The organism is Nodularia chucula CCY0103, from assembly GCF_963923915.1.
Taxonomy (GTDB): domain Bacteria; phylum Cyanobacteriota; class Cyanobacteriia; order Cyanobacteriales; family Nostocaceae; genus Nodularia; species Nodularia chucula.
On the sequence record NZ_CAWUOL010000078.1, the window covers coordinates 1 to 25,239 of the forward strand.

Here is a 25,239-nt window from a genome sequence, read left to right on the forward strand (position 1 = left end):
TAAAACTACTATACCTGAATATGTAAAGTTTTGTAACGAGATTCAACATTTCTGTATTTGACCAGTAGAAGCTCTCAACTTAATCGCTGCATGATAATCGCCCCCTGGTGCATAACAGAAACTTAAAACTTCCGAGTCAATAGGTGCGAGAACATCATAAGAAGCAGTGAGGTTAGGGATCATGAAGTCTAAAGCATTGTTAGTTCCAATATAACCATCAGAATGCCAACCCCCATTTGTAGAACCGGCTCTGGTATGATTGGTTCTGAAGGTAACAGATGAATCCCAAGGGAATTTCCAAACATTAGCAGCAACAGCTTTTTCATGAAAATGGAAACTATGAGAACCAATTAATACAGAGGTTACAGTGATAAAAGCTATCACTAAAAACAGAAATCTTTTTCTAATTAATTTCAGCATTATTCTTATGGAAAAATACCATAACTAATTTACTCACCCAGATAAATCAATATTTTGACTATCTGATAGCCAAAATATTGATTGCTCAAATAAATTTCTACACAATTGAAAGATTGAATTTATTTCCAGTAAGTGGTTATGGAAGTTTGTGACTGTGTGAACACAGACAAAGGTAGAATTATTTCAGCCATCAAAAGATTTTCAGTGAGTTAAATAAATCACGTTTTTAGCGTATCACTTGTCTGATAAATTACCCAGATCAGTTGAAATACATCAGAACTGATCCTGAATGGATCTTGACAAACGAAAGATTATGTAATGTTGATGTGACAGGCTCAAATCCCCGACTTCTTCAAGAAATCGGGGATCTATATAGCTTAAACAGGGTTTTTGTCTCCCCTGTTCCTTTCCTCTTTTCTAAGCGCCTACGGATTCTTTGGCTGCATAAAGCACTTCGGCGTTAATTTCTTTAAAGCCTCTCTCACGTGCAAATTTCTCGGTGTTCCGCTTGACCTTACCTCGGACAAATCCAGGGATTTTGTTTAATTCGGCTTGTCCATCTTTTGACCAGTTGAGGTCTGAGTCGGCGGAAATTCCTTTGGTAATTACTTCTTTGGTGTCGTGTCCCCCGAAGATTTCTAACAGGTGATCTTCCATTCCCAAGGTGAAGGAGTTGTAAATCAAGTCTGTGATCTGGTTTGTCCCTTCGTAGCCTAAAAATGGTTTGTAACCGATGGGGAAGTTCTGTACGTGTATGGGTGAAGCTATCACACCACAAGGAATATCTAAGCGTTTACCTACGTGGCGTTCCATTTGTGTACCGAATATGGCTGAGGGTTCCACACGGGCGATCGCATCCCCAATTTCCCCATGATCGTCAGTAATCAGCACTTCATCGCAATATTCACTCACCTGTTCCCGGAACCAGTCTGCATCATATTTACAGTAGGTTCCCGCCCAAACAACGTGTATCCCCATTTCTCTGGACAAAATCTTGGTCATGGCCGCAGCATGGGTGTTGTCTCCAAAGACTACGGCTTTTTTACCAGTCAAGTTTTGACAGTCAATAGAACGGGAAAACCAAACTGCTTGAGATACATTCATAGTTTGTTCGTTGATGAATGCTTCATAGTCAGCTTCAGCGCCTTGGGCGTTAATTACCTGCTGAATTTTACGGATACATCTTGCAGTTTCAACTACACCCATCGGTGTAATGTCTACATAGGGTGTACCGAATTGTTCTTCTAAGTAAGTCGCAGTCGCTAAACCCAATTCTCGGTAAGGTAGTAGGTTAAACCAGGCTTGGGGTAATTTTTTCAACTCATGAACCGAAGCACCTTCAGGAATGATTGTATTGATTTCAATTCCCAAGTCAGCCATCAACCGTTTGAGTTCGGTGCTGTCATGGTTGTTATGAAAACCCAGGGTAGAATTACCTATAATGTTCACAGAAGGTTTGGCGGTTTTACCTTCTGGTAATTCCCCCCGTTTCCGGGCTTTTTCGATGTAATACTGGACAATTTGGTGCAGTGTGCGGTCTGCGGCTTGCAGTTCGTTAAAGCGGTAGTGGTTGACATCCGCTAACATCACATCACCTTTAGCTTCTAGCTGCGCCCGTTCCACAAAGTTATGTAAATCTTCTTGGAGGATACTAGAGGTACAGGTGGGAGTTAACACAATTAAATCAGGGTGTTCTTCACCATCTTTGCGGATGATGTTATCTACCACCTTTTCTTGAGAACCCCTAGCTAAAACGTGGCGGTCAACTACACTGGTGGTGACAGGAGTAAAGTTTTTCTCCCGCGATAACATGGAACGCATGACGTTAAAGTAGTCATCTCCTAAAGGGGCGTGCATAATCGCATGGACATTTTTAAAGGAACTGGCGACCCGTAATGTGCCGATGTGGGCTGGCCCTGCATACATCCAGTAAGCTAATTTCATGAATGTGTTCTCCCTTTGCAACTGAAATAAATATAAATGCACGATTATGAAATCGCTTCTGATTGTCTCAAATGTTGGAGTCAGAATGAAAGGGGAATTTTTGCTGATGGGGTTGGTAATTAATACCTGAAAGCTAGTTGCAGCTAGGCATTTAGGCTCTATTTTTGACAATATTGTTGTTGTTTAATTACATAACTCTTAACGATTTGACAAATATTTTTATCAATTTTTGTTGATTATTTAAATTGTTAAATTATTGCTAAGAATATTTTGCACCGATCCAGGCGCGCAGGAAGTGGAAAGGAGGATGTTAAAATAATTCGTAATTATAGCTGGGGAGTAGGGAGTGGGGTAAAAGACTTTCGGTATCTAACTTTTATGATTAATTTATGTTCTAACGTGTATGTATAGTAATGCATTTGGTAATCTGAGGGATATTATTGGCGATCGCCCCCATATACCCCGATATACCCCCATGTAGCTGTAGCCTAAAATAGTCATCCGATCCCAAAAAGTAGGACTGGCGCGATCGCACACAGTAGCAAGTTCAAAATTGTCTATTCATCTCGTCCATGAATTTGAGCAGGTGGGCTAGTTGCTTCCACTGCGGTAAACGGTTCCAGAATTTTGTAAGTATGATTTGCCCCTTTTGGCACTACCCAAGAACTTCCAGGTTGTAATAAAATCATTTGTCCTTCTATGTGCAGTTCTGCCAAACCTTTAATTACATAGCCAACTGTTTCATACTCACGGGATGTGGGTTGTTTATCAGCCCTTGGTTGTTCATCTTCCCAAAGACGCATAGAAATTGAGTTACCAGAGGCTAAATACTTCTGACCGAGTTGACCTTGAGGCGAATGGCTAGAGTCTACTTTTTTCACACTTGTATCAGTCATATACTAATCCAGTGGGTTCAAAACCCTTGTTTTTCCGTTAGTCCGCGTAGGCGGACTTTGTTTGTATAGCCGCGATTTCTAATCGCCGGGGCTTGGTGCAAGATATGAGTTATCTCTTGTGGGCTTCGGGAATATTAGTTTGGTAGTATCCACGTCGAGTACCAGTCATGGGTTCAACCGTTTCTTCCACTTGGTTTTGGACTGAATCTAAAAACTCCTTTGTCCCTTGAGGAATTGGTTCATCAAGATTCAATTTTTCTATCACATTCCTAGTAGTTTCTTTGAGATTCTTCTGCACATTATCAACCTGTGAATTATTTCTTCTCAAATCTTGCTCATTTGGCGTACCTTTGTAATAAATACCTTCAGGACTTTTCACCGTTTCCACTCTCGCCAACAGCATATCATTACCGTAGTTAAAAATCTCAAAGGAGAAAAAGCTAAAACCAATCAGAAAAACTATAAAAATCTGGCGCAGAAGCATATTTTGTAACCAAGAAAATACACGTTGCATAAAAATCCTCGGTGATGGGATGACTATTTTTTGCTAATTGCATATCTTTGGGTTGTAGCAATGAATGAATTTGCTATTTTGCTTCTTCACCCCTGCCTTTACCCAGTAATCAGATATCTACACAGCCGCCCCTGTAGTGGGTTTGGGAGGTTTAATTTGAGTATTTATTCCTCCCCGGTATAGCTGTGCTAATTGCTGTTCGTATTGCAGCAAATCCTGGTAAATTGATTTAAAAATTGCCGTTGCTACTGGGTCAGTGTACATAGCAGACAAACTGCTCATATCACCAATACCTGTCTGTACATCTCCTAACGCGCAACGTAACTGATAGATGTCATCACTCCCAGTCAAAGCACTTTTGACCTTAGCATATTGATTGGCGATATTTGCCACGAAAGACGGTTTTTCACCCAGTCTGTCGAGATAGGTTTCTAATGTCTCAATGTGTCCCTGTCTATTAGCAATCATCTCTTGAAACAGCGATATCACTTCGGAATTAGATTCTTTTTCAGCATACTGTTCCAAGGCTTCCAGGGAATAACGCTCTCCACTTAACGCTGTATTCAAGCCTTTAGTAATATCACCTTTAGTAGAACCCCCCCAAGCATCAGCCAGTTTCCACCATTCAGCGCGGGTATCTTGTTCATCTGGAAGTGCCGCATCTTTACCACCATAACCCAAACGACTCAGCAGAGCTGTGGTAAAAATTGCTAAATCCCCTGGTTCCCTAGAGGTAATTAAATTCTTGTCTACTACCAACTGCTGATCTAAATAATTTCCACCTGCGTTGATGATGTCTCTGCGGATAGAGCTAAAGCCAGTGGCTTTTCTCCCTGAGAGCAAATCAGCCTCAATTAAAAGTTGTGGCCCGTGACAAATAGCAGCTATCCATTTTCCTTGACTCATGGACTCTTGGACAAAGCGGACTGTATTGGGGTTGCGCCGCATTTTATCGGGAGCCATACCACCAGGAATTACCACTGCATCAAATTCTCCAGCTATGGCTTCTGTGGTAGTAGCATCAGGTTGTACAGCCAGTTTACCTCGTTTACCTTTGTATCTTTCGTTCATGCGGGAACCAAGGACAACTACTTCCATTCCACCTTGTTTTAATCCATTACAAGGGATGGTAAATTCTAAATCCTCAACTTCGTTTTCAATCAAAATAGCAACTTTTTTTTTCCGAGAATCATTGTAAGAGTTTGTCATGATTTTTCCTATTTAATGATCAGGTCAGTTTTATGAGTAACCAGAGAATGGGGGTTTTTTAGCTCAGGAGTTGGGAATAGCTTTAAAACTCCTTAATTGTTTATGTCCTAACTTTTTGGACGGTGGCTAGACAAAGACATTCTATTGATTAAATATGGTTATAGTGCGGGAATTTCGCTGTTGGGAGATGTGGTGAATAGTTCTTCGTAACCATGATCAAAATAATGATGAAATTTGGCAAATTTTTCGGGATTAATCGCATTTTGTAGGACTGCAAATACAGCGCGGACATGAATGACGGTGGTTGTCGGTTCTATATTTTCTTTTTGACTCACACGAGAAATAAATTCTTGCATACTGAAGGATGCGTTACTTTCCCCCTCTGTTGCTTGCAAGGGTTGACCTAGTTCTAGGGGTAATTCTGCGGCTACTGCTTGGGCTTCATCTTGAGGAAGACGCTCTTTAATAGTTGCTAAAGTTGCACGGGTTGCACGTTCTGCTTCTTCACGAGAATTTGATTGTGCTAGGCTTTGGACGTGTGTAATAAACTCGTTATATTCCATAATATATAGCTGGGATTTAACTAGTTTTTCTACTTACTAGAATACGAGCTAACAATTATTTTATCTTCGTACTCAGGGGATATATTTTTTATGACTAAAGTAATACATCGTTGGTGATATCAGATTTGGATCTGGCAACGTTAGGATCAAGAGGTAGAAAAAACCTGTATTATTTATGGTAGAAAATAATCAGAATCCAGAGATTAATAGTGATGATTTAGCTCCGGAGATTACCGAATCTTATGGTACTGGTGTTAAGGATATGCCGGGGTATAATATTTGTGGGCGATCGCCGGAGGCGGGGCTTTGCCCATCGCTCAGACAAAGAAAACGTCAATATACCCATACCAGCCCCGAAATTACTGGGGGTGATATCGATGCTTATTGGCAAGTAGAGGATGCAGTGGGGGATGAAGCGGTGGGTGGTACAGCCCCTACTCCTGATCAAAATATCACTGACGAGTTAGGAGAAGCCGTAGGATTACCAATGAACAACCAGGATGCTCTCCGTACCAATGATATTTTAGAAGAGCGTGATGATTCTCGTTGGGAATTAGATCCCATGTCTGCTGATGATTATTCAGAACGCAAATCTTGAGAATCCCCAAATGTCTAATTCAGGGATTCTGGTTGCAAATTAAAATCGGATTCCCAATTGGCCGTTCACACCGCGCACTGAATTGTAACCACCGCCGATAAAAACGTTATCACCAGCACCCACTTGAACACCACCAGAAAAAGCCACCCCCTTATCTTCGGAATACCAGCCAACTCCCACATAGGGTGAAATCACAGGTAAGCTGATGAATTTCAGCACATCTGCACCAGTCGCACCATCAGGCCCCCTGCCTAACTCCACCCCAAAATCTAAAGCTCTGATTCCCACCGCATAGGTGACATCGCCATCTTTTTCACCAATGGAAACCCAGGGTTGGGGTAAAAACTGAGCAGAAGCTTGACTGGGAAGAAATAAAGTTAAGCCACTCAGGGAGGAAATAAGGATTTGGGTAATAACTGCTTTTTTCACGTTTTTATCCTGCAATATTAATCACATTTTAACGGTGAGATAACCTTTCTTCTGGCAAAGAATCTAGAAACCTGGAATATTGATAGAAAAACTGTATTTAACGCTTAAATCCCCAAATTAGCTGTATAATCAGCAACAGTTTTTTCATCTTGCACCAAAAGAATCGAATCGCATGATAGCACATTCACCCTTTGAAAAAATTGTCTCTGACTATTTTGCTAACATTGCAGCCATGAATCCAGAAGGCTGGCTAGAAAATTTCGCAGAAGATGCGATTAGTCATGATCCTGTTGGTGAGCCACCTACAAAAGTACATGAAGGATATCGGGAATTTATCGCCCAGTTAAAAGGATTTTTTCAGCAACTCCAACCCACAACTGAGCATATCTTCGTAGCGGGGAATGAAGCGGCGGTGAAGTGGACAATGCACGGTGTGACTAAAAGAGGTAAATCAGTTATTTTTGAAGGAATTACGATTTTTGAAATTAACGCAGCTGGTAAAATTAAAACAACTCGCGCCTACTGGAATCCCTCACTGATGGTAACACAACTGCGATCTTAGAAGTTGTTTTTATAGGGTTTTAAACCTTTGGAGTAAATATCCGGGTGTATCTGCCAGAATCGTGAAACCCAGGCATAATAAAACTAGGTATTATTTTAAATTTGGTTATGTACTTAACTTGGTTAGACAGCAATAGTTGGTTACTAGAAATTGGCAACCAACGGATATTACTAGACCCGTGGCTAATTGGTTCATTAACCTTTGGTAATGTAGACTGGTTTTTCAAAGGTTATCGCACACAAGAACGCCCCATACCAGAGAATATAGATTTAATTTTGCTGTCTCAAGGCTTAGAAGATCATAGTCATCCACCAACCCTCAAGGAACTTAACCGGGAAATTCCAGTTGTGGGTTCCCCCAATGCAATCAAAGTAGTTCAGGAATTTGGTTATCGAGATATTACACCTCTCAACTTTGGGGAAAGTTTCACTTTAAATAACCAAGTGGAAATCACAGCTTTTCCTGGCTCCACAGTGGGTTATAACCTAGTAGAAAATGGTTATCTAATTACCGACTTAAATAGTGGTTTAAAACTTTACTATGAACCCCACGGGAATCATTCAGCAGAAGTTCAAAAATCTGCACCAGTGGATGTAGTCATCACCCCCATAATTGATGTGACATTACCTCTAGGTTTACCAATTATCAAAGGGAGAAAAAGTGCATTAGAAATTGCCAAATCTTTACAACCACAAATTATGTTACCCACAGCTGCGGGCGGAGATGTCATTTTTACAGGTTTCCTAGCAAAATTATTAAAAGCTGAAGGTAGCCTAGAAGAATTGAACTCTTTACTCAGTCAGAATAATCTAAATACACAAGTTATAGAAGCGACTCCAGGCGATCGCCTAGAATTGCCACTGCAAAAACGCCCATTAAAAGTATAATCAGGAAGTGTACTCACACCCTCTCTAACTCTGCCCCTCTGCGTAAGACATTCCCCTAATAATCACTATCAGCCACACATATCCCCTTACACTTCACCCCATTAGTAGCAGTGCGGAGACAATGAGGACAGAGAACCCTTTCCGCCTCTGTTTCTGGATTTAAACTCTTATCCTTTTCAGCATCTAATTTTACAGTCATAAAAACCAAAACTTGCTGCTGGTTACATTTTAACTCACCCAAACCAAACACAACTTGCGGAAATCATCACCCCGCGCCTCAAAATTAGGGTACTGGTCAAAACTTGCACAAGCGGGAGACAACAAAACCACAGAGGCTTGATATTGTTTCGCCAATTCCGCCGACCGAGGTACAGCCTCAGCCATAGTCCCCACAATTTCGTAATTAGTATAACCTACAGCTTGCAGGCGTTGAGCAAATGCTGGTGCAGCACTACCAATTAATAACACAGCCGCCGCTTTAGCTTGAATTTTGGCTAACCAGCCAGTATCATCCCCAGGTTTAGCTTCTCCCCCAGCGATTAAAATGGCGGGACTTTTGACAGAGTTTAAACCCACTTCCGCCGCATCATAATTAGTGGCTTTGCTGTCGTTAATAAAATCAATTCCTTTCCAAGTGCAAATATGTTCTAAACGGTGGGGAACACCAGAAAATTTGCCAATTGCAGTCTCTATCGCATCAGGTGAAATTCCCGCTAACCGCGCAGCTGCGACAGCCATTAACAGATTTTGCAGGTTATGTTCTCCTACCATTCGCAAGGCTGAAGCAGAGATAATTTTTTCTGGTTTGCAGGTGGGTTTTAATTTTTCCACAACCCAACCATCTGCAATATAAAAGCCTTGTTCACCAATTAAGAAATCTTTCCCTTTCACACTTGTCCAATATGCATCAGGCCAATGACTGATACCCATTTTATTTAAATAGGGGTCATCACCGTTAAATATTTGCAACTGGGACTGATTTAATAACTTAGCTTTGATGTTATAGTAATTTTCTAAAGTTTTGTGCCTTGCCAGATGGTCTGGGGTAAAAGTCGTCCAAATACCGATGCGCGGGGCGAGAGTAACTGAAGATTCTGCTTGATAGCTGCTAACTTCGGCAACTACCCAATCTGGCAGTTTTTCTGCTAATGCTACATCACAGGCAGCATAACCTATGTTACCACAGGCGGGAGCATTTAAACCGGCGGCTTGAAATATGGCGGCAATTAATGAGGTAGTGGTGGTTTTGCCGTTAGTGCCGGTAATGCCTATCCAAGGGGTAGCTGGCAAATGTCGCCAAGCTAGTTCCATTTCGCCAATGGTTTTAATGCCTAATTCTCGCGCCTTCAGTAAGACGGGTATATCCCAAGGTACTCCGGGGCTAACAACAATTAAATCAGTGTCGATGAGATCGAGGGAGTGTCCCAATTTTACTGTAATTTGCTCCTGTGCGAGTTGTTGTTGTTGTTTCAGGAGGCTGGGGGAGGTGTTACTATCACTTAGCACTACCTCCCAACCTTCCCTTTTTAACAATCTCGCCGCAGCAATACCAGACTTTCCCAATCCAATTACTGAAGCTCTAGGCATAGACTGTAGCAGAGTTCCCTGGTTAAGCACTCATTATATTAACGCTTATTGGCAGAAATTACACAAGTTTTTTGTGGATGGCGGCTACAATTTTATAAGACCCCATCTCTAGGGCGTGTTTTCAAACTAGGGCGTGTCATCAATTAGATAAACTGGAATCAGAACTGGTAGAAAAGAATAAACACTATTGAAAACTTTTTTGCCAAACTCAAGAAGTCATCACCACTGATACTGAGGGATTGATAGCAGGTGCGGTCAAAATTCCGGTAAAAGATGGTGAAATTTCTGTCTACAGAGCGTTACCTGCAAAAGGCGAAAATTTCCCCATTGTGCTGGTGATTCAAGAAATTTTTGGCGTACATGAGCATATTCAGGATGTTACCCGCCGCTTTGCTAAGTTGGGTTATTTAGCGATGTCTACGACAAGTCGCTTCGCGCTTACGCACCGAAATTATTCACTCGTCAATGTGATGTTTTAAAATTGAGTAACATAGACGAAATTCGTCAAGTTGTCGCTAAAGTCCCTAGAGCAAATGCGAGACAATTTGAAGTGCAGCAGCAGTAAATCAGAAATCATCGTTTACCCCGATGCACCCCATGCCTTTTTTGCCGATTATCGTCCCTCTTATCGGGAGCAAGAAGCTAAAGATGACTGGAAACGTCTCCAAGCATGGTTTAAACAGCGCGGCGTGAATCCTCAATAACAGATGGCAAATATGGCATTTTCACCTAGCGCTAAATATACATAGCAAAGTAATCATTGTATATTTCCGTATTAGTCGTGACTGTGCGTTCTATTTGTTTTTGTTCTTCATCTGTGACTGAACTCATAGCCAGTTCTAAGCTTTCTTGAGGAATAAAATCACCACAGTATTCATTGGCTGGTACTGTTGCATTCATCTTCTGGGGATAACTTAATTTGAGATTATTCATGATGGTAATGAATTGATCACGGCTACGGTTACTAAATCTGGGATTAAGCCGCTTTTCTTCGCCAATGGTGGAAACTGTGCGCCCTTTATAGTCATGAGCAGGATAGACTAAGGTATCATCTGGTAAGGTGAATAAGCGTTGTGTCACTACATCGTATAAAGTTCCAGGATCACCCCCCTGAAAATCTGTGCGTCCACAACCACGAATAAATAAAGCATCACCCGTTAACAGGTGGGTTTTGTTTACCAAATATGCGATGTGATTGGCGCTGTGTCCTGGAGTGGAAATTGCTTCAATAACTACTGATCCCACTTTCAGGGTTTCGCCGCCCACAAGGGAACGATCAGCTTTTGTCACAACAGGATTTTGGGGAACAATCACCTCAGCGCCTGTTTTTTGCCTGAGTTTCCCTGCTCCTGTAATGTGATCGGCATGAAGATGAGTTTCTAAACAGTAGCGTAGCTTTAATCCCAGTTCCTCTAATGATTCTAAATCGCGGTCAATTTGCTCTAATACAGGGTCAACTATCACAGCATCTGCTGTCTGCTGATCGGCAATTAGATAAGTGTAACTACTGCTTTCTGGGTCAAAGAATTGACGAAATAGTAAGGTTGACTGGGGGATCTCTGGAGTGCGATGATCGCTCAACAAAGGCATAGTGGGAATAGGACGCACACGCACTGGTAGCGATCGCAATAATGCCTCGGATAATTCCTGTGCCTGTCCCCGTAATTCTGGAACAGCAATAGTTTCCCACAGGTCGCCTTTACGCGGAGTTCCCAAGGTATAGAGAAGTTGGGAAACTTCATCATCTGCTGTATATAAAGCACCCTGAGTATCTGTATCTAATCCTAAACCGATGGCATTGGGGCGAATTAGATTTTGCGATCGCAACTCGGCAATCAAAGGATGAGGCGATCGCCGATAATCTGCGGCTACCCCTGTACAATTCACTACCCGATTGACCTGTAAGGTATGATTAATGTGGGTTTTACGCTGGCAGACAGTCACTGCTACACCGTCAGGCAAAGCTTGATATTCTTGAATCCTCCCGGCGGAAATAGTGAGTTGACCAGAATCCAGCATTTTAATAACCACATCTGCCACTTGTGGGGCAATACGGTGACGATGTACGTCCCAATAGGGTGTGAGATGACGCAAAAAACGTTGCTGTTCTGAAGTTGGTAGTTGTTGCCAAATTTTCTGAGTGATGGGACGTAGAGAATCAATCACCGCTCGCCAGTCGTAACCTTGGCTAGTAGCAGTTTTCACTTCTGTACGCAGTCGATGCAACCATCCGCGCACAGTTTTTGGTGCAGTTTCTGGGGTCAAAAAGCTGGGATAAGGTTGAGCCGCTTGATGTTTGAGGGGAGATAAGCCCCGTCGAGACACAGCATAAATTTTACCTCGATGCTGGCGATCGCTCAGAGATAAAACCATATCCACCATCGTCAGTCCCGTACCAATTAGCAACACAGGCGCATCGGGATCAAGGTCTGCTAAAGCATCGGCTGACCAAGCATTTCGCAGATAACTTTGATCATTATTTTGAATTGCGGGGGGTGCAGAGGGTGAGTTACCCAATGCCAACACAACTTTATCTGCTGCAAAACAGCGACTACTACGCAGAGAAATCATCGCCCCTTTTTCTTCAGGCTGTACTCCCACGACTTCATCAGTAAAGCGTTCTAATCGGACATCACTAGGTGCTGTGGCTTCTGCTTCTGCCAAAATCGACTGAATGTATAAACCATAGACTTTGCGGGGAATGAAGGTACTAGGATTAACTTCTTCAGAAAAAAATGCCGCTAACTCATTGCGGTTGTATTGCAGCCAACGCAGCAGATGACCCGGATCATGAGCAAATGCACTCATGTTACCTGCTGATACATTCAGCAAATGACAGTTGGTATTCGTGCTGTAGGCAATTCCTTTACCAATTTGATAACTGCGCTCAATTAGCTTGATGGTCAGGGGTTGAGTAGCAGTTTTCAATAGGTGGGTAGCAACTAGAGAACCACTAAAGCCTCCGCCAACAATTGCGATCGTAGTGGGAGTATGGGCAGTCAAAAAACTAGAGTTCATGGCGGTTGCAGTTAAATTCAATAGTTACGCCGATTGAATAAAGTCTATTTACTGGGATTAAGGGCATTTCTCAACCAGATGAAAAATTCAATAAATTTCTATAATACTCTGCTTTTTAGTAAAAACTACACCTAATTGATAAATTAACCGTAGTTTCTGACTAAATTCTAGTTTAAGGAGTAGGCGATCGCTATTTTGCTGAAAAATTAGGTATGACATTGACAAAAATATGCCAAAACTAGCATACTACAGCCAAAAGCAGGGGGAGCAAGAATGACTGAGGTAATTCAAATACAATCAAGTAACGGTAATGTATTTGCCGATTTGGGCTTAGAGAACTCTGATGAATTGTTTGTGAAAGCTGAACTTGCACGTAAAATTAGCAAAATTATTACCATGCAACAAATGACGCAGACTGAAGCAGCAGAACTTTTAGGAATTGATCAACCAAAGGTATCGGCTTTGATTAACGGAAAATTATCAGGCTTTTCTACCGTGCGGTTGTTTCGCTTCTTGAATGCGTTGGGTCAAGATGTAGAGATTGTAGTTACCAGCAAATCTCAATCTCATTCACAGGCCATAACACGAGTTGTTGCTAAGTAATAGCACGGATTTGTCACATTACAATGTCAAAAATAAAAGCACATATCTTGCACCAGGCGACTGGAAGTCACGGCTACACAGGCGAAACCTGCCTACGCGGGTTGAAAACCTTAATTTTATCTTAGTCCGCGCAGGCGGACTTTGTTTGTATAGCCGCGATTTCTAATCGCCAGGGCTAGAGATGTGAGTTAGAGGAGATTTTAAATAACTGCAAGTCTTGATTGAACATATTCTTGGAAAGCGAGAAGTCCGCCTTGAGTGTCCCAATGTTCCTTAAAAGTGGGTAAATCCTCTAGCCTCATAATATTGCCACTCCGGTAATCAAGGACTTCTTGATAATCAAATATGGCATTTGCCTTGGCTGCTACAGGTGGGTTAGTACAATCAATCGTCCATAGCACTTCAACAATGCGGTAGATATTGTAATCACCTTGCCAATCTTCACGTTCAGATTTGTAATCTAAAACTTTAACAATTGGCCACAGTCTGCATTTGTGACCCAACAAACAAAACTACACGCCCAATTGTAAATAGTCGATAATCTCGAAACCTCAGCGCTGCAAAAGGATCATGCTTTGCAGATTCATCATTGGGGAGGTTTAATTTCTCTTTGCTCGAAGACATTTTTTAGTAGACCTAACCCTTCTTCAATGTGCGAAATTTGCTCTGGTGTGAGATGGTCCAGAAGTTCGGCAATATGAGCGCGAGTTTGGTCTTGGGATTGCTTTAAATGATGCCTTCCCTCTTCAGTTAAATTCAGAAGAACTCGCCGCCGTTCTTGGGGATCATCGACACGTTGAACAAAGTTGCGTTGTACTAATCTTTCTGTAGTTGCTGAAGCTGTAGCACAGGTGACACCCAGATGCTCTGCTAAATCAGATAACGAAGCATCTGGATTGCGGTTGAGAAATGCCAGCGATCGCAACTGTGGTACTGATAAAGAAGCAGCACTATGAACACGCATATCCGCTCGGATAAACCGCATCATCAACGGAACCGTCTCCATGACTTTAGCAGCACATTCAGAGGAAGTTGCGCCCTCAGTAGGTTTATCGAGTTTCATAATGCTTATTGTTCTCCTGATTACATTGCCACCCGTGGATAAAGTCGTCCACAGATAAGGGTCAAGCCTATTAATGTTAACAAGAGAATCATACAGTCCCAACCAATACCATAGACACTAACACCATTAGCTAACATCGTCCCACGTAATGCGTCCACTTCATAGGTCAAAGGATTGACGTGGGATAAAAATTTTAACCAGTTGGGCATCAACGAAATGGGATATATCGCATTACTGGCAAAAAACAACGGCATAGTTAACAATTGCCCAATTCCTGTCATCCGTTCTCTGGTTTTCACCAGACAGCCAATAATTAACGAAAAAGTGCAAAAACAACCAGCCCCCAGCATCACAATTAGAAGGACTTGCAAAAAAGCGAAGGGATGCAGATTTAGTTGCACACCTAACAAAAATGACAATCCATAAATAATAAATACCTGTGATAAACACCGTACCCCACAAGCTAGAGACTTCCCCAATACCATTGATATTCGGGGTGTCGGACTAGCCAGGAATTTATGCACAACGCCTAAATCTCGCTCCCAAATCAGCGTCATTCCACCTGTAAAAATGGCCACAAACAACACACTCTGCGCCAGAATACCCGCCGCCATGAAGTCTAAATAAGGTAAATCCCCCGTAGGAATTGCGCGCAGGCGAGAGAAGACTTGCCCAAAAATCAGTAGCCATAATGCTGGTTGTACAGCACGAATGATTAAATCCGTAGGATCGTGCCGGAGTTTCCGCACTTCCATTTCAGCAATTACCAAAGTTTTAGTAAATATCTGATTCAGCGCAGAGATAAAATTATTGGTTCGGCGATTTGGTTTTGCCTTAACCCAATCGTTGAGATGTCCGCCTGGTTCTTGCTGTGTCACGGTAGTTGACTCCTCCTGATTTTAATTCGTCGCCTGTGTGGTGAATAAACACATCATCTAAAGTTGCATGAGATTTACCCAAAGCCGCCTTCAAGTCACTAGGCACACCCGTAATCACAACTTTGCCCTGCTGCATAATCACGACTCGATTACATAGACTGTCGGCTTCTTCTAAAAAGTGAGTGGTTAAAAAGATGGTTGTACCGTAATCTTCCCGCAGTTGTTGTACAAGTTCCCATACCTGATTACGGGCAATGGGATCTAGTCCCACCGTCGGCTCATCGAGGAATAAAATTCGGGGTTGATGCATGATTGATTGGGCAATTTCTAGCTTGCGAATCATGCCACCAGAATAGTTACGTACTAAGCGGTGAGCTGCATCTTGCAAATCCATGAAACCAAGAACGTCTTGAATAATCCTTTGTCTGCGACTACGCGGAATGTCATACAGTTTGGCAAAGATTAACAAATTTTCGTAACCCGTCAGACTTCCATCAGCAGAAAGTGCCTGGGGTACATAGCCTAATAGTCGCCTCACACCAGCTGCCTGATGTGCCACGTCATAGCCAGCTATAGTTGCTTTCCCGGCGCTGACAGGTAACAGGGTGGTCAACATCTTAATGACTGTACTTTTGCCAGCCCCATTCGGCCCGAGTAAGCCAAATATCTCACCCTGTTTTACAGTAATGCTCAAATCATCAACTGCAACTGCTTTGTCAAAGTAACGTGTTAGTCCCTGAGTCTCTAAAATCACGGCTTCAGGACTATTGCTTAGTGGTTGTGAAATGTCTTTGTTTCCCGTAAATATGGTCACGAGTCTTACACACTGTTAATATTTAGCTTATCTAAATATTAGTTTGCCATAATTTGCGGATAAGTCAAGAGCCTAGATTTCAATTTGGGGATTCTGCTATTTCTAGGCGATTACCACCAGGATCACGAATAAAAAAGTGCTTGATTGAGGTGACATGAATAGGGAAATTAGATGGTAAAGTAGCTATTATTACTAGAGCTTCTGCGGGAATTAGTGAAGCTACGGCGATCGCACTAGCAGCAAAAGGGGCAAAGGTGGTAATTCCAGCAGTTGCATCCAATGAAATTACCCAATTGAACCCAAGCAACTCTGGAAAAAGTTTCAGCCGTGACCTTGTAACCACCCTTCCAAATTAGCAATATTAGAGAAATATAACCAAGTTTTTATTCTTTTTGAAGATATCTAACATGACAAAAAATAAATTAACAAACAATGCTGGTAAGTTAACTGCATTTTTATTTCTAATTACAATTTTGCTGACACCTTGTGTGATTGTAAATGCTGGAGAACGCGGTGTATTAATGCAGTTTGGTCAGGTGCAAGAAACAGTATTAGGAGAGGGTATCCATATTATATTTCCTATTATTAACACAGTCAAAAAAATCAGTGTGAAAATTCAAAAACAAGAAATTGCGGCGGAAGCTTCTGCTAAAGATTTACAAGCTGTTTTTACAGATGTATCATTAAACTGGCATATTATCCCGGAAGAGACTAATATTGTGTTTCAAAATATTGGTGATGAACAAGATATAATTACAAAAATTATTAATCCGGCTATACAAGAAGTTTTAAAGGCGGTAATAGCTAAATATACAGCAGAAGAAATTGTCACTAAACGAGAAGAAGTAAAAGCCGGAGTTGATTATACATTGACTACGAGACTGCATGAATACCATATAGTAGTTGATGATATTTCACTGGTTCATGTCAATTTTTCTAATCAATTTAATCAAGCAGTTGAGGCTAAACAAATTGCGGAACAAGATGCCAAGCGAGCCGATTTTATTGCCTTGAAAGCAGCTAAAGAAGCGGCAGCTAAGGTAAATTTAGCTCAAGGAGAAGCAGCAGCAAACAAATTACTCCGTGAAACTTTAAGTGATGACATTCTAGAAAGACAGTTTGTGGAAAAATGGGATGGTAAATTACCTTTAATTATGTCTAAGGATGCTCCTAAAGTTTTAAATATGAATGATATTTTCAAATTAAAATAGAATTAAATAACCCAGTATTAATAACTGGGGTTTTGGTTAACTGGCAGAGAAGAAATTGGGAGTATCGATAATATGTAACTGAATTAATGCCACAATTAAAAATGTATATACAGTTGAAGAAACTAAGCCTGTCAATAATTCTTTTTTTAAGTTGCGTTCCTCGGTTTGTTTCTGTAAGACATCGATTGCGCCTGCTTGCATTAACAAAATCCCAATAATATTAGATAGCCAATAACCGATGATAACACCTGGCATCAGTAATTTAGGGGCAAAAAGACTACAAACATAACCGAAGGCATAGGCAATTGGTAAGTTAAATATTAAGTCATTCCACCAGCATAATGGTGATAATAAATATCCAATAACTAAGAATAATCCGCCTCTGATCTTCTGCAATAATGTTTTAGGTAAATTTTCAGGGGTTGGTGATAAAAGCTCTTGATTAGCTTCTTCAATATTTGTCATAATAGTACAGTAATTACATCAACTTACCGTAGTTTAAAACAAAATAGAAAATATGTCTAGCAGCAAACTTTATTGATTATTGATTAATTGCTGTTCTTCTGGTAATAATTTGGTTTCACTTGCTGGGTGATCGTTGGTAATATTAGTTGACTGTGATGGACGCATAATTAAACTTACGCCTATTGCCCAGGCGATCGCCACCATCCAAGCTGCAATAATATCACTGGGAAAATGTACTCCCAAATATAGACGCGTCCAAGCAATGGCTAGGATATACACGCTACCCAATATTACTGTTAACCAACACCAAACACTATCCCAAGTTAAAATTACCAAAATAGCAATCAATGTCATACTGGTCATGGCATGACCACTGGGGAATGAATAATCATATTCTGGTGCGACTGAAGTCCACAAATCGGGACGTACTCTATGCCAAAATGCCTTGGCCGTGTGGTTAATAATTGTACTACCAGCAGCAGTCACGAATAAATATGTGAGCGATCGCCAGCGACGTTGTAGGAGTAAAATAAGTGCGATCGCCATCATCATAGGTAACACAGTCCAAAACGAACCTAGCTTGGTTAACAGCGCCGCGAATTTATCTAACTGGGGCTGGGCTACAGAGTGAATTGTCATTAAAATCGGTAAATCCCAGGGAAATCCACCTCGATTTTGCTCTACTTTTAACGCCAATAAGCCAAAAATTTGTAGTGGTACATATACCCCCACGAATAGTACCACCAAAGCACGCCAATGAGTAATTAGTAATTTTCGCCCCAACTCTAGGGGTGATTTTGGTTTTGAAGGTAAGCTTTGATTTTCTAAATCTGCCATTTTAAACACAATATTGATAGTGTAGGTTTTAAAATCACTTCTACTGATTAAATTACTTAGAGGACGTTTGTAAAGTATTGATTATTACTAGAAGTCGCGGCTACACAAACTTGACGCGAAGCGTCTTCCTGTAGGGAAGGCCGCCTGCGCGGGTTAAAAACCTTGATTTTTCATTAGTCCACGCAGGTGGACTTGGCCTGTGTAGTAGCGAATTATATTCGCCTAAAACTTTTAAAACATCCTCTTAGAAGGAAATATTTACTGTAGATAGCTTCCACTCTAGAAAGCAATTAATTGACGTATCAAAAAATTTATTCATTTTGTATCACATTACCAAAATATAGACTTGGATGAGCTTTTACGCTTAAAATACGGTAAGTTGATCGACTTTATGTACTTTATGGAAAATTTTCCACAGCTAGTTAAAACTTGCGGTTCCCTAAAAGGCTTTATACAGCAGCGTTACAACCAATCTTTTACTTTCAGCTAAACAAAACCACAGTTACAAAACCCCGGTCAAGGACAGGAGTATGAATTTTTTATTGTTGCCTTTCTTCAGCTTTCTAGTTGGTATTTTGGTTGGTTTAACAGGAATTGGTGGCGCTTCCCTCATCACTCCCATGTTAATTTTTATTTTTCAAGTACCACCTGCTGTCGCAGTAAGTTCTGATGTGGTTGCAGCTACACTCATGAAAGTTGTTGGTAGCATTAAACACTGGCAACAAGAAACCCTAGATGTGGAAGTGGTGAAATGGTTAGCGTCGGGAAGCGTTCCTGGTTCTCTGCTGGGGGTAGGGATACTACACCTAATTAAACAGCAGGGAGAGCATAACCTGAACAATATTACACTGCACTTACTAGGGATAACAATTTTTATAGTTACAGTTTTGGCGTTGTTGCAAATGCTGCTGTTGACTTTTTTCCCTCATTTACAATTACCTGAACTCCCTAAATTTGACTTAACAACTCCACTAGGACGCTTGCAAACAGTAAGTGTAGGAGCAATTTTAGGTTGTGTTGTCGGTTTAACCAGTATCGCTTCCGGTTCCATGTTTGCCTTAGTGCTGATAGGATTTTTTCGCTTGGATGCGAGAAGGTTGGTAGGTACAGATATTTCCCAAGCAGCGATTTTATTACTATTTACGGCTGTGGGACATCTAACTTTAGGAACAGTTGATTGGAGTTTAGTTTTACCAATATGGCTGGGTTCAGTCCCAGGTGTATTACTGGGGGCGAAAATCTGCCAATTTGTCCCTCAAAAACCATTACGATTTATGATTTATTTTATTTTAATGATGGTCAGCACCAAGTTTGTTTATTAGTCACAGAAGAATAGGGTTTTGAGACTGTGTAGCGTTTATTACAGCGATTTTCAGGTAAATGAACCACATCTTTTTTATCTCACGCAGAGGCACAGAGAGAAATAAAGTCTTCTTCCCCCACTCCCCACTCCCTACTAGACCTGTCCGAAAATTCCGATTGCTCCTTCTAAATCAGCCCCTTGTAAATTGGCTCCTTGGAGATTTGCATTAGTGAGGTTGGCTTTTTCTAAGTCAGCATTTTGGAGATTTGCTCCTTGGAGATTTGCATTAGTGAGGTTGGCTTTTTCTAAATCGGCATCAAATAAATTTGCTTCTTGCAGATTGGCTTGTGCAATGTTGGCTTTGCCTAAATCTACTCCTTGTAAATTTGCTAACTTGAGGTTGATTCCTTGTAAATTAGCGCTTTCAAATTTTACATTTTGGAGGTTTGCACTTTCTAAATTAGCAGATTGTAGGTTTGCTCTTGCAAAGGATACTCCACTTAAATCACATCCCACACATTCGTTTGTTTGTAATAAATGGCTGACGTTTGCAGGGATGGACTGCACTGGTAAAGCTATGGGAACTTCTACGGGAGCGGGTTGGGTTAGTTCTGGTAATGTTTCTATTTGAGCTAGAGCTTGGGGTTGGTTCAGTAGAGAAAATGCGATTAATAGTCCGCAAATCCACGAACTGAGTTTTTTGAAGTTGAGTATATTCATGAGTTAGTTTATGTTTTTGAGAGTTTTTTAACGGAGAGTGACGCTGAGTGTTTAGTTGGAAAACATGGCTAGGATGGGTAGTAGTAGGTAGCTTTCGCTGTCCATTAAGATGGAGAATCCTAAGCAGATTAAGACAAAGGGGAAGACTTTTTGACCATAACGAGCTAGAACAGTAGCCATCATAGGGTTACGAGTCAGGTGATAAGATAGAAAACACCACAGCCCAACTGTTAAATAGCAAACTAACAAAATTACTCCTAAGCGTGGAAGGGTGCTACTGGCAAATAAGGGTACATAGATGCCAATGTTGTTTCCTCCATTAGCAATAGTCACAGCAGAAACGCGGTAGGTTTGAGGGTCGCGGATTGTTGCCCATAGCGATTTCTGGCGCTGAGGTTTGGTATGATTTAATTTAATTGATACGGCTTGTGTGGTTTCTTCTTCATCTTCTTTACGCAGCAGATGATTAATCCCAATGGCGATTGGTAGAAAACCTAGTAATCCAATCCAGGTATGAGGAATAATGAGACCACCAAAAAAACCAGGAAGACTGGCAAATACCAAAGTTGTGAATCCTAGAAATTCACCGATAATAATATGTCTGGGACGAAAGGTATGATTGACTTTACCGAAGAACGCCGTCAAATATAAATTATCATCAAAGGTAGTTGCGATCGCAGCAGATATCCCGATAATTATTGTACCAATTAACCAACTCATATTTATTGCTCGCAAGGATGTAGTTTTGTTGTTTTTTACTCCCTCTCTAATTTTTAAATTGAGGGCAGATTAGGCTTTTTTGCGACTGTTGTATCTAGCATGAGCAGTCGATAAATTTTGTGAATGTTTTTAGGCGATCGCTATTAAATTAAATGCTATTGCTTGAGTAATGTTTTTTTGAGTAACTTACCTGTTTGTTTCTTAATTTAATATTAGGTCTTATGACTCCATAAAAGCAAATACTCTTTTTTGTTAAAACGATAACTAAAATTTATGGATAATTTAATTAATCTTTTTTCGGTTACAGATTCTCTCCCGACGATTATAAATCACAGCTACAGAGATATTAAAATCTGTTTCCTTAGCGTTCTTATTTTTGGTGTTAGGGACTGGTTTCAAATCCAAAATTAGACATAAATGTAGGTTTAATAGAGGTACAAAATCATCTGCGTTTAATTATTACTGCTTGTACCTCACTTGAATGGGAATTGGTATAATAAGTTAATTAAAATAATCAGGATATATTGTAATGAGTGAGTTAATTACTACACTCTTAGTAGGAATATCAGCATTTATTGGCACTAATATTGATGATATCGTGATTTTATTACTGCTGTTTTCGCAAATAAACTCTAATTTTAGATGCCGACATATTATTGCAGGGCAGTATTTAGGCTTTACTATTTTAGTTATTGCCAGCCTTCCTGGTTTATTTGGTGGATTAATCATCCCACCTAATTGGATTGGATTGCGCTGAAACCAAGGATGAAATTTGCTGACAACTATTTGCAAGCGATCGCTTCCTACTTCTTCTTTCTCTAAACAGTGCTGCAATGATGCTTTAATTTCCCCAGTCACCAAACCTAAATCATACATACCCACAGCAGTTCCTTCACAAATTTCTTCAGCATTTCCCAGCTTACAGTTAATATAAATACCAGGATATAACTGCTTAAATTGGCTAATTTTTTCAGGTAGCCAATAATTTCCCACCGTCAGACTTGCACCTAATTTTAACTCTCCTCGTTGCAGATTGTTTAATTCCCTCAAGCCACGTTCAGTTAACTGTACATGATCCAGAATTTTCTGCGCTTCACCCTGTAATAGTTTACCAGCATCTGTAATTTCAATATGACGACCAATACGATGAAATAACCTCGTCCCATATTCTGTTTCCAAGGTTTGGATCGCCGCACTCACTGCTGGCTGGGTAATATAAAGTGCTTCAGCTGCGCGGGTAAAGTGCAACATTTCTGAAACGGCTAAAAAAATTCGCAACTGTTCCAGCGTCATTTTTGCTTTTTAGGATAGTAATTTATACATTTTGAAGTATTATACGCTAAACTGGGCGGAAAACTGTAGATAAGTATATGCTGTTATATCTGCAATCGATAAATTTTATCTATCGATTCGACAAGAAAGACTGTTTGCTCTTATTGATGGCAAGCCATAAAGTAAAACTACGCACCTAAAAGAGGCTGATTGGTCAAAATTACAATCTTGCACCAGGATTAAACACCGTCACAGGAATTACAGCAACCGCCCAGGAGGTTAAGACATAAACGGATAATCAAACTTAGACAGCAGTCGGGTTTTAACCCACTCCCTACTCCCTACTCCCCACTCCCCAGCTATACAAATTAGAAAATGCACATGAGCGGATTATTAACTGCTATTCCCACAGGATTGACTGCTTTCGTTGCCACAAATCTGGATGATATCGTCATCTTGTCGCTGTTTTTTTCACAGATAAATACTTCCTTTCGCCGTCGTCACATCGTTATCGGTCAATATTTGGGTTTTAGTTTGTTAGTAATTGCCAGTTTACCGAGCTTTTTTGGCAAGTTTATCCTCCCAACATCCTGGATTGGCTTACTCGGTATTATTCCTATGATCATTGGTATCAGTCGTTTATTAAATCCAGAGACTGACGAACAGGAAGATTTCAACAACCCCGAATCTTCGCCATCTTGGTGGTGTAACTTTCTTTCACCGCAATCTTACGCTGTCGCAGCAGTAACGATCGCCAATGGTGGGGACAATATCAGTATCTATATGCCAATGTTTGCTACCAATACCTGGGATAGCTTGCTGGTGATTTTGGCAGTGTTCTTTGTGATGGTGGGTGTATGGTGTTATACGGCTTATTGTTTAACTCAAGTCAGTGCGATCGCTGCTTTGATTGTTCGCTACGGAAATCCCCTCGTTCCGTTCATTTTAATCGGGTTGGGTGCTTCTATTTTAATGGAAAGCCACACTTTAGAAACTCCCGCCTTAGCTATCGTCACTTGTATCAGTCTTGCTGCTTACCTGTTAGTTGTCGGCAAAAATGCTTGGCAAGAAAAATACACTTTTTCTTTGGGATCACCCGAACATGAAATTTTATCTAGGGTTAAACCAAGATAAATATTAAATAAGTCTAAGTTGCATCAATAGATAGATGAAAAAAATCTGACATAACACCTTGAATTAGGTAGTTATACATTGCTCAAAGATATACAACTTTTCAGGATAAAAACATGAAAATACTTTCTACACATCTGGTCAAAATTGCTATTGTCTGCTTATTGCTGCTAGGAAATTTAATGATTTCTCAACCATCCTGGGCAGGACAAAAATATAGTTTATACCCAGACTATATAGAACTCACCGAAGCATTAGATACTGCTTTGCAAGAGCAAAAAACTCAAGGCTCTACACCAGAGATTCAGCTAGAAATTGCGAATTTAAAATTTCAAAAATATCTTATAGAAAATAGCGAAGATCCTGTAGGAATTTGTCGCAATGACACAGAGAAAACCTTGCTGGTGTACGGTGAGAAATCCAAAAAATCTACCTCAACCTACGATAATGAATTGTATTTGCTCCCTAGTGGTGTAGAAACCGATGATGAATGGGACTGTCAAGGCGTTTATCTCCCTGGACAAGAGGCTACAGAATCACAAGCAGCTACATCTCCTCAAGCTTTAAAGATTGTGCATGGAACTCGGTTAGTTGCGACCACAAATGCCGAAACTGGAGAAACTGAATTTAATATCCCACCGGCTAAATTTCTCCAAGCTGGTGAAGCTAACTGGTTGATTCCTGAAAATATTCAAGCTGCACTGGATGCTGGACTTACTACCGCTAAAATAGATGATTAAGGATTAATTTTTCAATCAAGCTAGTAAGTTGATAAAACATGGGAGTCAGATTTATTCTGGCTCCCATTTATGTAATTAAAGTTATTGGCAAATTAAAAATTATCAATTATACAAGTTTAATCAAAATAATTTATGGGAAATTTCTGTACATTATCTAATTAGATGCCTCAACAATAAATTATGAAAAAAACTTGTGAATTATGTATTATTGCTTTGATAATTTTTGTTTATGTGAGAAAATATCAATTAAGTATTAAAAATTTTGACTAGTTAGTTACCAGTGCAAATCTTATGAAGATAGAAACAGAAAGATTGGAATTGAATAAGTTAGGAAAGAAGATGTATCGCTCGGACAGAATCCGAGATCATCTAGCGAATGAACGGACTTATTTGGCATGGATGCGGAGTGGAATTGCACTCATGGGTTTTGGTGTGTTAATTGTGCGGTTGCGGATTATCCGACCACCCGTAGCACCACAACCCCCTGGTAATGGTTGGAAGTTGGGTTTGGCATTTGCTATTGTCGGTGTGTTATCAGTGTTACTGTCTACTCAGCATTATTTCGCAGTTCGCCGTGACATTGACGAAGATACTTATCAACCGCCAGACCGTTGGATATTTTTGGCGAGTTTAGCTGTGGTTCTCCTGGGTGGAGGAGTTATATACTATGTGTTTACTGTTCCCCTAGATTATTTGAACAGTTATATTCTGGAGTAAATTGCTGGGCGAGAAGATGCAGATGAACAAGTGCAAGATACAGCAATTTTCATGTAATTAGACCACACAATGAGGAGGTAACATAACGTGAGTTCGACGGAGAGGAAGGGGCAAAAAGCTTGCTGTGTAAGAATTTGC

Annotated in this window: 30 protein-coding genes and 2 pseudogenes; 10 read left to right on the top strand and 22 right to left on the bottom strand. The window is 40.6% G+C overall.

Annotated elements, in window-relative coordinates; translation table 11 throughout:
- Positions 1-42: 42 nt before the first annotated feature.
- From ACM0OP_RS18220 to ACM0OP_RS18245, 6 genes are all read right to left on the bottom strand, one after another.
- Positions 43-420, bottom strand: a complete 378-nt coding sequence (locus ACM0OP_RS18220; protein ID WP_414529838.1) for a hypothetical protein — start codon at positions 418-420, stop codon at positions 43-45.
- 417 nt (positions 421-837) lie between these two features.
- The gene (gene bchB / locus ACM0OP_RS18225; protein ID WP_414529839.1) at positions 838-2,364 is read right to left on the bottom strand and encodes a ferredoxin:protochlorophyllide reductase (ATP-dependent) subunit B; all 1,527 of its coding nucleotides are present in this window, start codon (positions 2,362-2,364) and stop codon (positions 838-840) included.
- A 557-nt stretch (positions 2,365-2,921) separates the two neighbouring features.
- Positions 2,922-3,260: a cupin domain-containing protein gene (locus ACM0OP_RS18230; protein WP_414529840.1), complete on the bottom strand. Its 339-nt coding sequence runs from the start codon at positions 3,258-3,260 to the stop codon at positions 2,922-2,924.
- A gap of 109 nt (positions 3,261-3,369) precedes the next feature.
- Entirely contained in the window at positions 3,370-3,774 is a 405-nt protein-coding gene (locus ACM0OP_RS18235; protein WP_414529841.1) for a hypothetical protein, read from the bottom strand.
- A 117-nt stretch (positions 3,775-3,891) separates the two neighbouring features.
- Positions 3,892-4,983 (bottom strand): DJ-1/PfpI/YhbO family deglycase/protease, encoded by a 1,092-nt coding sequence (locus ACM0OP_RS18240; protein WP_414529842.1) that lies wholly within the window; start codon positions 4,981-4,983, stop codon positions 3,892-3,894.
- A 158-nt stretch (positions 4,984-5,141) separates the two neighbouring features.
- Complete coding sequence (locus ACM0OP_RS18245) at positions 5,142-5,546, bottom strand: DUF2267 domain-containing protein (protein ID WP_414529843.1); 405 nt, start codon at positions 5,544-5,546, stop codon at positions 5,142-5,144.
- Between the two features lie 175 nt (positions 5,547-5,721).
- Here ACM0OP_RS18245 and ACM0OP_RS18250 point away from each other — a divergent pair, with 175 nt between their 5' ends.
- On the top strand, positions 5,722-6,144 hold the full coding sequence (locus ACM0OP_RS18250; protein ID WP_414529844.1) for a DUF6335 family protein: 423 nt from the start codon (positions 5,722-5,724) through the stop codon (positions 6,142-6,144).
- A gap of 39 nt (positions 6,145-6,183) precedes the next feature.
- Here the strand turns inward: ACM0OP_RS18250 and ACM0OP_RS18255 are convergent, their stop codons facing one another.
- Entirely contained in the window at positions 6,184-6,573 is a 390-nt protein-coding gene (locus ACM0OP_RS18255; protein WP_414529845.1) for a hypothetical protein, read from the bottom strand.
- A gap of 172 nt (positions 6,574-6,745) precedes the next feature.
- Between ACM0OP_RS18255 and ACM0OP_RS18260 the strand changes: the two genes are divergently transcribed.
- Both ACM0OP_RS18260 and ACM0OP_RS18265 read left to right on the top strand, forming a co-directional pair.
- On the top strand, positions 6,746-7,135 hold the full coding sequence (locus tag ACM0OP_RS18260) for a nuclear transport factor 2 family protein (protein WP_414529846.1): 390 nt from the start codon (positions 6,746-6,748) through the stop codon (positions 7,133-7,135).
- Between the two features lie 107 nt (positions 7,136-7,242).
- A complete protein-coding gene (locus ACM0OP_RS18265; RefSeq protein WP_414529847.1) occupies positions 7,243-8,022 on the top strand; it encodes an MBL fold metallo-hydrolase in 780 nt (259 codons plus the stop codon).
- Positions 8,023-8,077: 55 nt separating this feature from the next.
- Here ACM0OP_RS18265 and ACM0OP_RS18270 read toward each other — a convergent pair whose 3' ends face one another.
- Positions 8,078-8,221, bottom strand: coding sequence for a hypothetical protein (locus ACM0OP_RS18270; RefSeq protein ID WP_414529848.1), 144 nt, complete (start codon positions 8,219-8,221; stop codon positions 8,078-8,080).
- Between the two features lie 29 nt (positions 8,222-8,250).
- Positions 8,251-9,609 (bottom strand): UDP-N-acetylmuramoyl-L-alanine--D-glutamate ligase, encoded by a 1,359-nt coding sequence (gene murD / locus ACM0OP_RS18275; protein WP_414529849.1) that lies wholly within the window; start codon positions 9,607-9,609, stop codon positions 8,251-8,253.
- 212 nt (positions 9,610-9,821) lie between these two features.
- Between murD and ACM0OP_RS18280 the strand changes: the two are divergent.
- Positions 9,822-10,313, top strand: a pseudogene (locus tag ACM0OP_RS18280) (dienelactone hydrolase family protein); the annotation flags it as partial.
- Positions 10,314-10,344: 31 nt separating this feature from the next.
- Here the strand turns inward: ACM0OP_RS18280 and ACM0OP_RS18285 are convergent.
- Together ACM0OP_RS18285 and ACM0OP_RS18290 are read right to left on the bottom strand one after the other, a co-directional pair.
- Entirely contained in the window at positions 10,345-12,627 is a 2,283-nt protein-coding gene (locus ACM0OP_RS18285; protein WP_414529850.1) for an FAD/NAD(P)-binding protein, read from the bottom strand.
- 87 nt (positions 12,628-12,714) lie between these two features.
- A complete protein-coding gene (locus ACM0OP_RS18290) occupies positions 12,715-12,846 on the bottom strand; it encodes a hypothetical protein (protein ID WP_414529851.1) in 132 nt (43 codons plus the stop codon).
- A 54-nt stretch (positions 12,847-12,900) separates the two neighbouring features.
- Between ACM0OP_RS18290 and ACM0OP_RS18295 the strand changes: the two genes are divergently transcribed.
- Positions 12,901-13,230, top strand: a complete 330-nt coding sequence (locus ACM0OP_RS18295) for a helix-turn-helix domain-containing protein (protein ID WP_414529852.1) — start codon at positions 12,901-12,903, stop codon at positions 13,228-13,230.
- 200 nt (positions 13,231-13,430) lie between these two features.
- Here ACM0OP_RS18295 and ACM0OP_RS18300 read toward each other — a convergent pair whose 3' ends face one another.
- The 6 genes and pseudogenes from ACM0OP_RS18300 to ACM0OP_RS18325 form a co-directional block, all read right to left on the bottom strand.
- A complete protein-coding gene (locus ACM0OP_RS18300) occupies positions 13,431-13,736 on the bottom strand; it encodes a hypothetical protein (protein WP_414529853.1) in 306 nt (101 codons plus the stop codon).
- Positions 13,708-13,854, bottom strand: a pseudogene (locus ACM0OP_RS18305) (MFS transporter); the annotation flags it as partial. The gene ACM0OP_RS18300 and the pseudogene ACM0OP_RS18305, both read right to left, overlap by 29 nt.
- Positions 13,817-14,293 (bottom strand): MarR family winged helix-turn-helix transcriptional regulator, encoded by a 477-nt coding sequence (locus ACM0OP_RS18310; protein ID WP_414529854.1) that lies wholly within the window; start codon positions 14,291-14,293, stop codon positions 13,817-13,819. The pseudogene ACM0OP_RS18305 and the gene ACM0OP_RS18310, both read right to left, overlap by 38 nt.
- Positions 14,294-14,313: 20 nt before the next feature.
- Positions 14,314-15,171: an ABC transporter permease gene (locus tag ACM0OP_RS18315; RefSeq protein ID WP_414529855.1), complete on the bottom strand. Its 858-nt coding sequence runs from the start codon at positions 15,169-15,171 to the stop codon at positions 14,314-14,316.
- Positions 15,128-15,985 carry an ABC transporter ATP-binding protein gene (locus ACM0OP_RS18320; protein WP_414529856.1) on the bottom strand — a complete coding sequence of 286 codons (858 nt, stop codon included), beginning with the start codon at positions 15,983-15,985 and terminating at the stop codon, positions 15,128-15,130. The genes ACM0OP_RS18315 and ACM0OP_RS18320 overlap by 44 nt, the downstream gene beginning before the upstream one ends.
- Positions 15,986-16,064: 79 nt before the next feature.
- On the bottom strand, positions 16,065-16,265 hold the full coding sequence (locus ACM0OP_RS18325; RefSeq protein ID WP_414529857.1) for a hypothetical protein: 201 nt from the start codon (positions 16,263-16,265) through the stop codon (positions 16,065-16,067).
- A gap of 127 nt (positions 16,266-16,392) precedes the next feature.
- On the opposite strand from ACM0OP_RS18325, the gene ACM0OP_RS18330 reads away from it, so the two are divergent.
- On the top strand, positions 16,393-17,196 hold the full coding sequence (locus ACM0OP_RS18330) for a prohibitin family protein (RefSeq protein WP_414529858.1): 804 nt from the start codon (positions 16,393-16,395) through the stop codon (positions 17,194-17,196).
- A gap of 36 nt (positions 17,197-17,232) precedes the next feature.
- Here the strand turns inward: ACM0OP_RS18330 and ACM0OP_RS18335 are convergent, their stop codons facing one another.
- Positions 17,233-17,661, bottom strand: a complete 429-nt coding sequence (locus ACM0OP_RS18335) for a hypothetical protein (protein WP_414529859.1) — start codon at positions 17,659-17,661, stop codon at positions 17,233-17,235.
- A gap of 69 nt (positions 17,662-17,730) precedes the next feature.
- A complete protein-coding gene (locus ACM0OP_RS18340; RefSeq protein ID WP_414529860.1) occupies positions 17,731-18,498 on the bottom strand; it encodes a phosphatase PAP2 family protein in 768 nt (255 codons plus the stop codon).
- Between the two features lie 530 nt (positions 18,499-19,028).
- On the opposite strand from ACM0OP_RS18340, the gene ACM0OP_RS18345 reads away from it, so the two are divergent.
- On the top strand, positions 19,029-19,820 hold the full coding sequence (locus tag ACM0OP_RS18345; RefSeq protein WP_414529861.1) for a sulfite exporter TauE/SafE family protein: 792 nt from the start codon (positions 19,029-19,031) through the stop codon (positions 19,818-19,820).
- Positions 19,821-19,954: 134 nt separating this feature from the next.
- Here the strand turns inward: ACM0OP_RS18345 and ACM0OP_RS18350 are convergent, their stop codons facing one another.
- The 3 genes from ACM0OP_RS18350 to ACM0OP_RS18365 all read right to left on the bottom strand — a co-directional run bounded on the left by ACM0OP_RS18350 (position 19,955) and on the right by ACM0OP_RS18365 (position 22,534).
- Positions 19,955-20,521 (bottom strand): pentapeptide repeat-containing protein, encoded by a 567-nt coding sequence (locus ACM0OP_RS18350; RefSeq protein WP_414529862.1) that lies wholly within the window; start codon positions 20,519-20,521, stop codon positions 19,955-19,957.
- Between the two features lie 51 nt (positions 20,522-20,572).
- Complete coding sequence (locus ACM0OP_RS18355) at positions 20,573-21,241, bottom strand: cadmium resistance transporter (RefSeq protein WP_414529863.1); 669 nt, start codon at positions 21,239-21,241, stop codon at positions 20,573-20,575.
- A 501-nt stretch (positions 21,242-21,742) separates the two neighbouring features.
- A complete protein-coding gene (locus ACM0OP_RS18365) occupies positions 21,743-22,534 on the bottom strand; it encodes a LysR family transcriptional regulator (protein ID WP_462362466.1) in 792 nt (263 codons plus the stop codon).
- 360 nt (positions 22,535-22,894) lie between these two features.
- Here ACM0OP_RS18365 and ACM0OP_RS18370 point away from each other — a divergent pair, with 360 nt between their 5' ends.
- The 3 genes from ACM0OP_RS18370 (at position 22,895) to ACM0OP_RS18380 (ending at position 25,101) form a co-directional block, all read left to right on the top strand.
- Complete coding sequence (locus ACM0OP_RS18370) at positions 22,895-23,647, top strand: cadmium resistance transporter (RefSeq protein ID WP_414529864.1); 753 nt, start codon at positions 22,895-22,897, stop codon at positions 23,645-23,647.
- Between the two features lie 113 nt (positions 23,648-23,760).
- On the top strand, positions 23,761-24,384 hold the full coding sequence (locus ACM0OP_RS18375) for a hypothetical protein (protein WP_414529865.1): 624 nt from the start codon (positions 23,761-23,763) through the stop codon (positions 24,382-24,384).
- A gap of 291 nt (positions 24,385-24,675) precedes the next feature.
- Positions 24,676-25,101, top strand: coding sequence for a YidH family protein (locus ACM0OP_RS18380; RefSeq protein ID WP_414529866.1), 426 nt, complete (start codon positions 24,676-24,678; stop codon positions 25,099-25,101).
- Positions 25,102-25,239: the final 138 nt, after the last annotated feature.

Coding starts and splice junctions, on each gene's coding strand:
- ACM0OP_RS18350 (WP_414529862.1), bottom strand. CDS start 20,521: ATGAATATACTCAACTTCAAAAAACTCAGTTCGTGGATTTGCGGACTA.
- ACM0OP_RS18270 (WP_414529848.1), bottom strand. CDS start 8,221: ATGACTGTAAAATTAGATGCTGAAAAGGATAAGAGTTTAAATCCAGAA.
- ACM0OP_RS18375 (WP_414529865.1), top strand. CDS start 23,761: ATGAAAATACTTTCTACACATCTGGTCAAAATTGCTATTGTCTGCTTA.
- ACM0OP_RS18355 (WP_414529863.1), bottom strand. CDS start 21,241: ATGAGTTGGTTAATTGGTACAATAATTATCGGGATATCTGCTGCGATC.
- ACM0OP_RS18240 (WP_414529842.1), bottom strand. CDS start 4,983: ATGACAAACTCTTACAATGATTCTCGGAAAAAAAAAGTTGCTATTTTG.
- ACM0OP_RS18290 (WP_414529851.1), bottom strand. CDS start 12,846: ATGTCATACCTAATTTTTCAGCAAAATAGCGATCGCCTACTCCTTAAA.
- ACM0OP_RS18365 (WP_462362466.1), bottom strand. CDS start 22,534: ATGACGCTGGAACAGTTGCGAATTTTTTTAGCCGTTTCAGAAATGTTG.
- ACM0OP_RS18245 (WP_414529843.1), bottom strand. CDS start 5,546: ATGGAATATAACGAGTTTATTACACACGTCCAAAGCCTAGCACAATCA.
- ACM0OP_RS18380 (WP_414529866.1), top strand. CDS start 24,676: ATGAAGATAGAAACAGAAAGATTGGAATTGAATAAGTTAGGAAAGAAG.
- ACM0OP_RS18335 (WP_414529859.1), bottom strand. CDS start 17,661: ATGACAAATATTGAAGAAGCTAATCAAGAGCTTTTATCACCAACCCCT.
- ACM0OP_RS18330 (WP_414529858.1), top strand. CDS start 16,393: ATGACAAAAAATAAATTAACAAACAATGCTGGTAAGTTAACTGCATTT.
- ACM0OP_RS18235 (WP_414529841.1), bottom strand. CDS start 3,774: ATGCAACGTGTATTTTCTTGGTTACAAAATATGCTTCTGCGCCAGATT.
- ACM0OP_RS18265 (WP_414529847.1), top strand. CDS start 7,243: ATGTACTTAACTTGGTTAGACAGCAATAGTTGGTTACTAGAAATTGGC.
- murD (WP_414529849.1), bottom strand. CDS start 9,609: ATGCCTAGAGCTTCAGTAATTGGATTGGGAAAGTCTGGTATTGCTGCG.
- ACM0OP_RS18310 (WP_414529854.1), bottom strand. CDS start 14,293: ATGAAACTCGATAAACCTACTGAGGGCGCAACTTCCTCTGAATGTGCT.
- ACM0OP_RS18285 (WP_414529850.1), bottom strand. CDS start 12,627: ATGAACTCTAGTTTTTTGACTGCCCATACTCCCACTACGATCGCAATT.
- ACM0OP_RS18230 (WP_414529840.1), bottom strand. CDS start 3,260: ATGACTGATACAAGTGTGAAAAAAGTAGACTCTAGCCATTCGCCTCAA.
- ACM0OP_RS18370 (WP_414529864.1), top strand. CDS start 22,895: ATGAGCGGATTATTAACTGCTATTCCCACAGGATTGACTGCTTTCGTT.
- ACM0OP_RS18220 (WP_414529838.1), bottom strand. CDS start 420: ATGCTGAAATTAATTAGAAAAAGATTTCTGTTTTTAGTGATAGCTTTT.
- ACM0OP_RS18345 (WP_414529861.1), top strand. CDS start 19,029: ATGAATTTTTTATTGTTGCCTTTCTTCAGCTTTCTAGTTGGTATTTTG.
- ACM0OP_RS18340 (WP_414529860.1), bottom strand. CDS start 18,498: ATGGCAGATTTAGAAAATCAAAGCTTACCTTCAAAACCAAAATCACCC.
- ACM0OP_RS18260 (WP_414529846.1), top strand. CDS start 6,746: ATGATAGCACATTCACCCTTTGAAAAAATTGTCTCTGACTATTTTGCT.
- ACM0OP_RS18295 (WP_414529852.1), top strand. CDS start 12,901: ATGACTGAGGTAATTCAAATACAATCAAGTAACGGTAATGTATTTGCC.
- bchB (WP_414529839.1), bottom strand. CDS start 2,364: ATGAAATTAGCTTACTGGATGTATGCAGGGCCAGCCCACATCGGCACA.
- ACM0OP_RS18250 (WP_414529844.1), top strand. CDS start 5,722: ATGGTAGAAAATAATCAGAATCCAGAGATTAATAGTGATGATTTAGCT.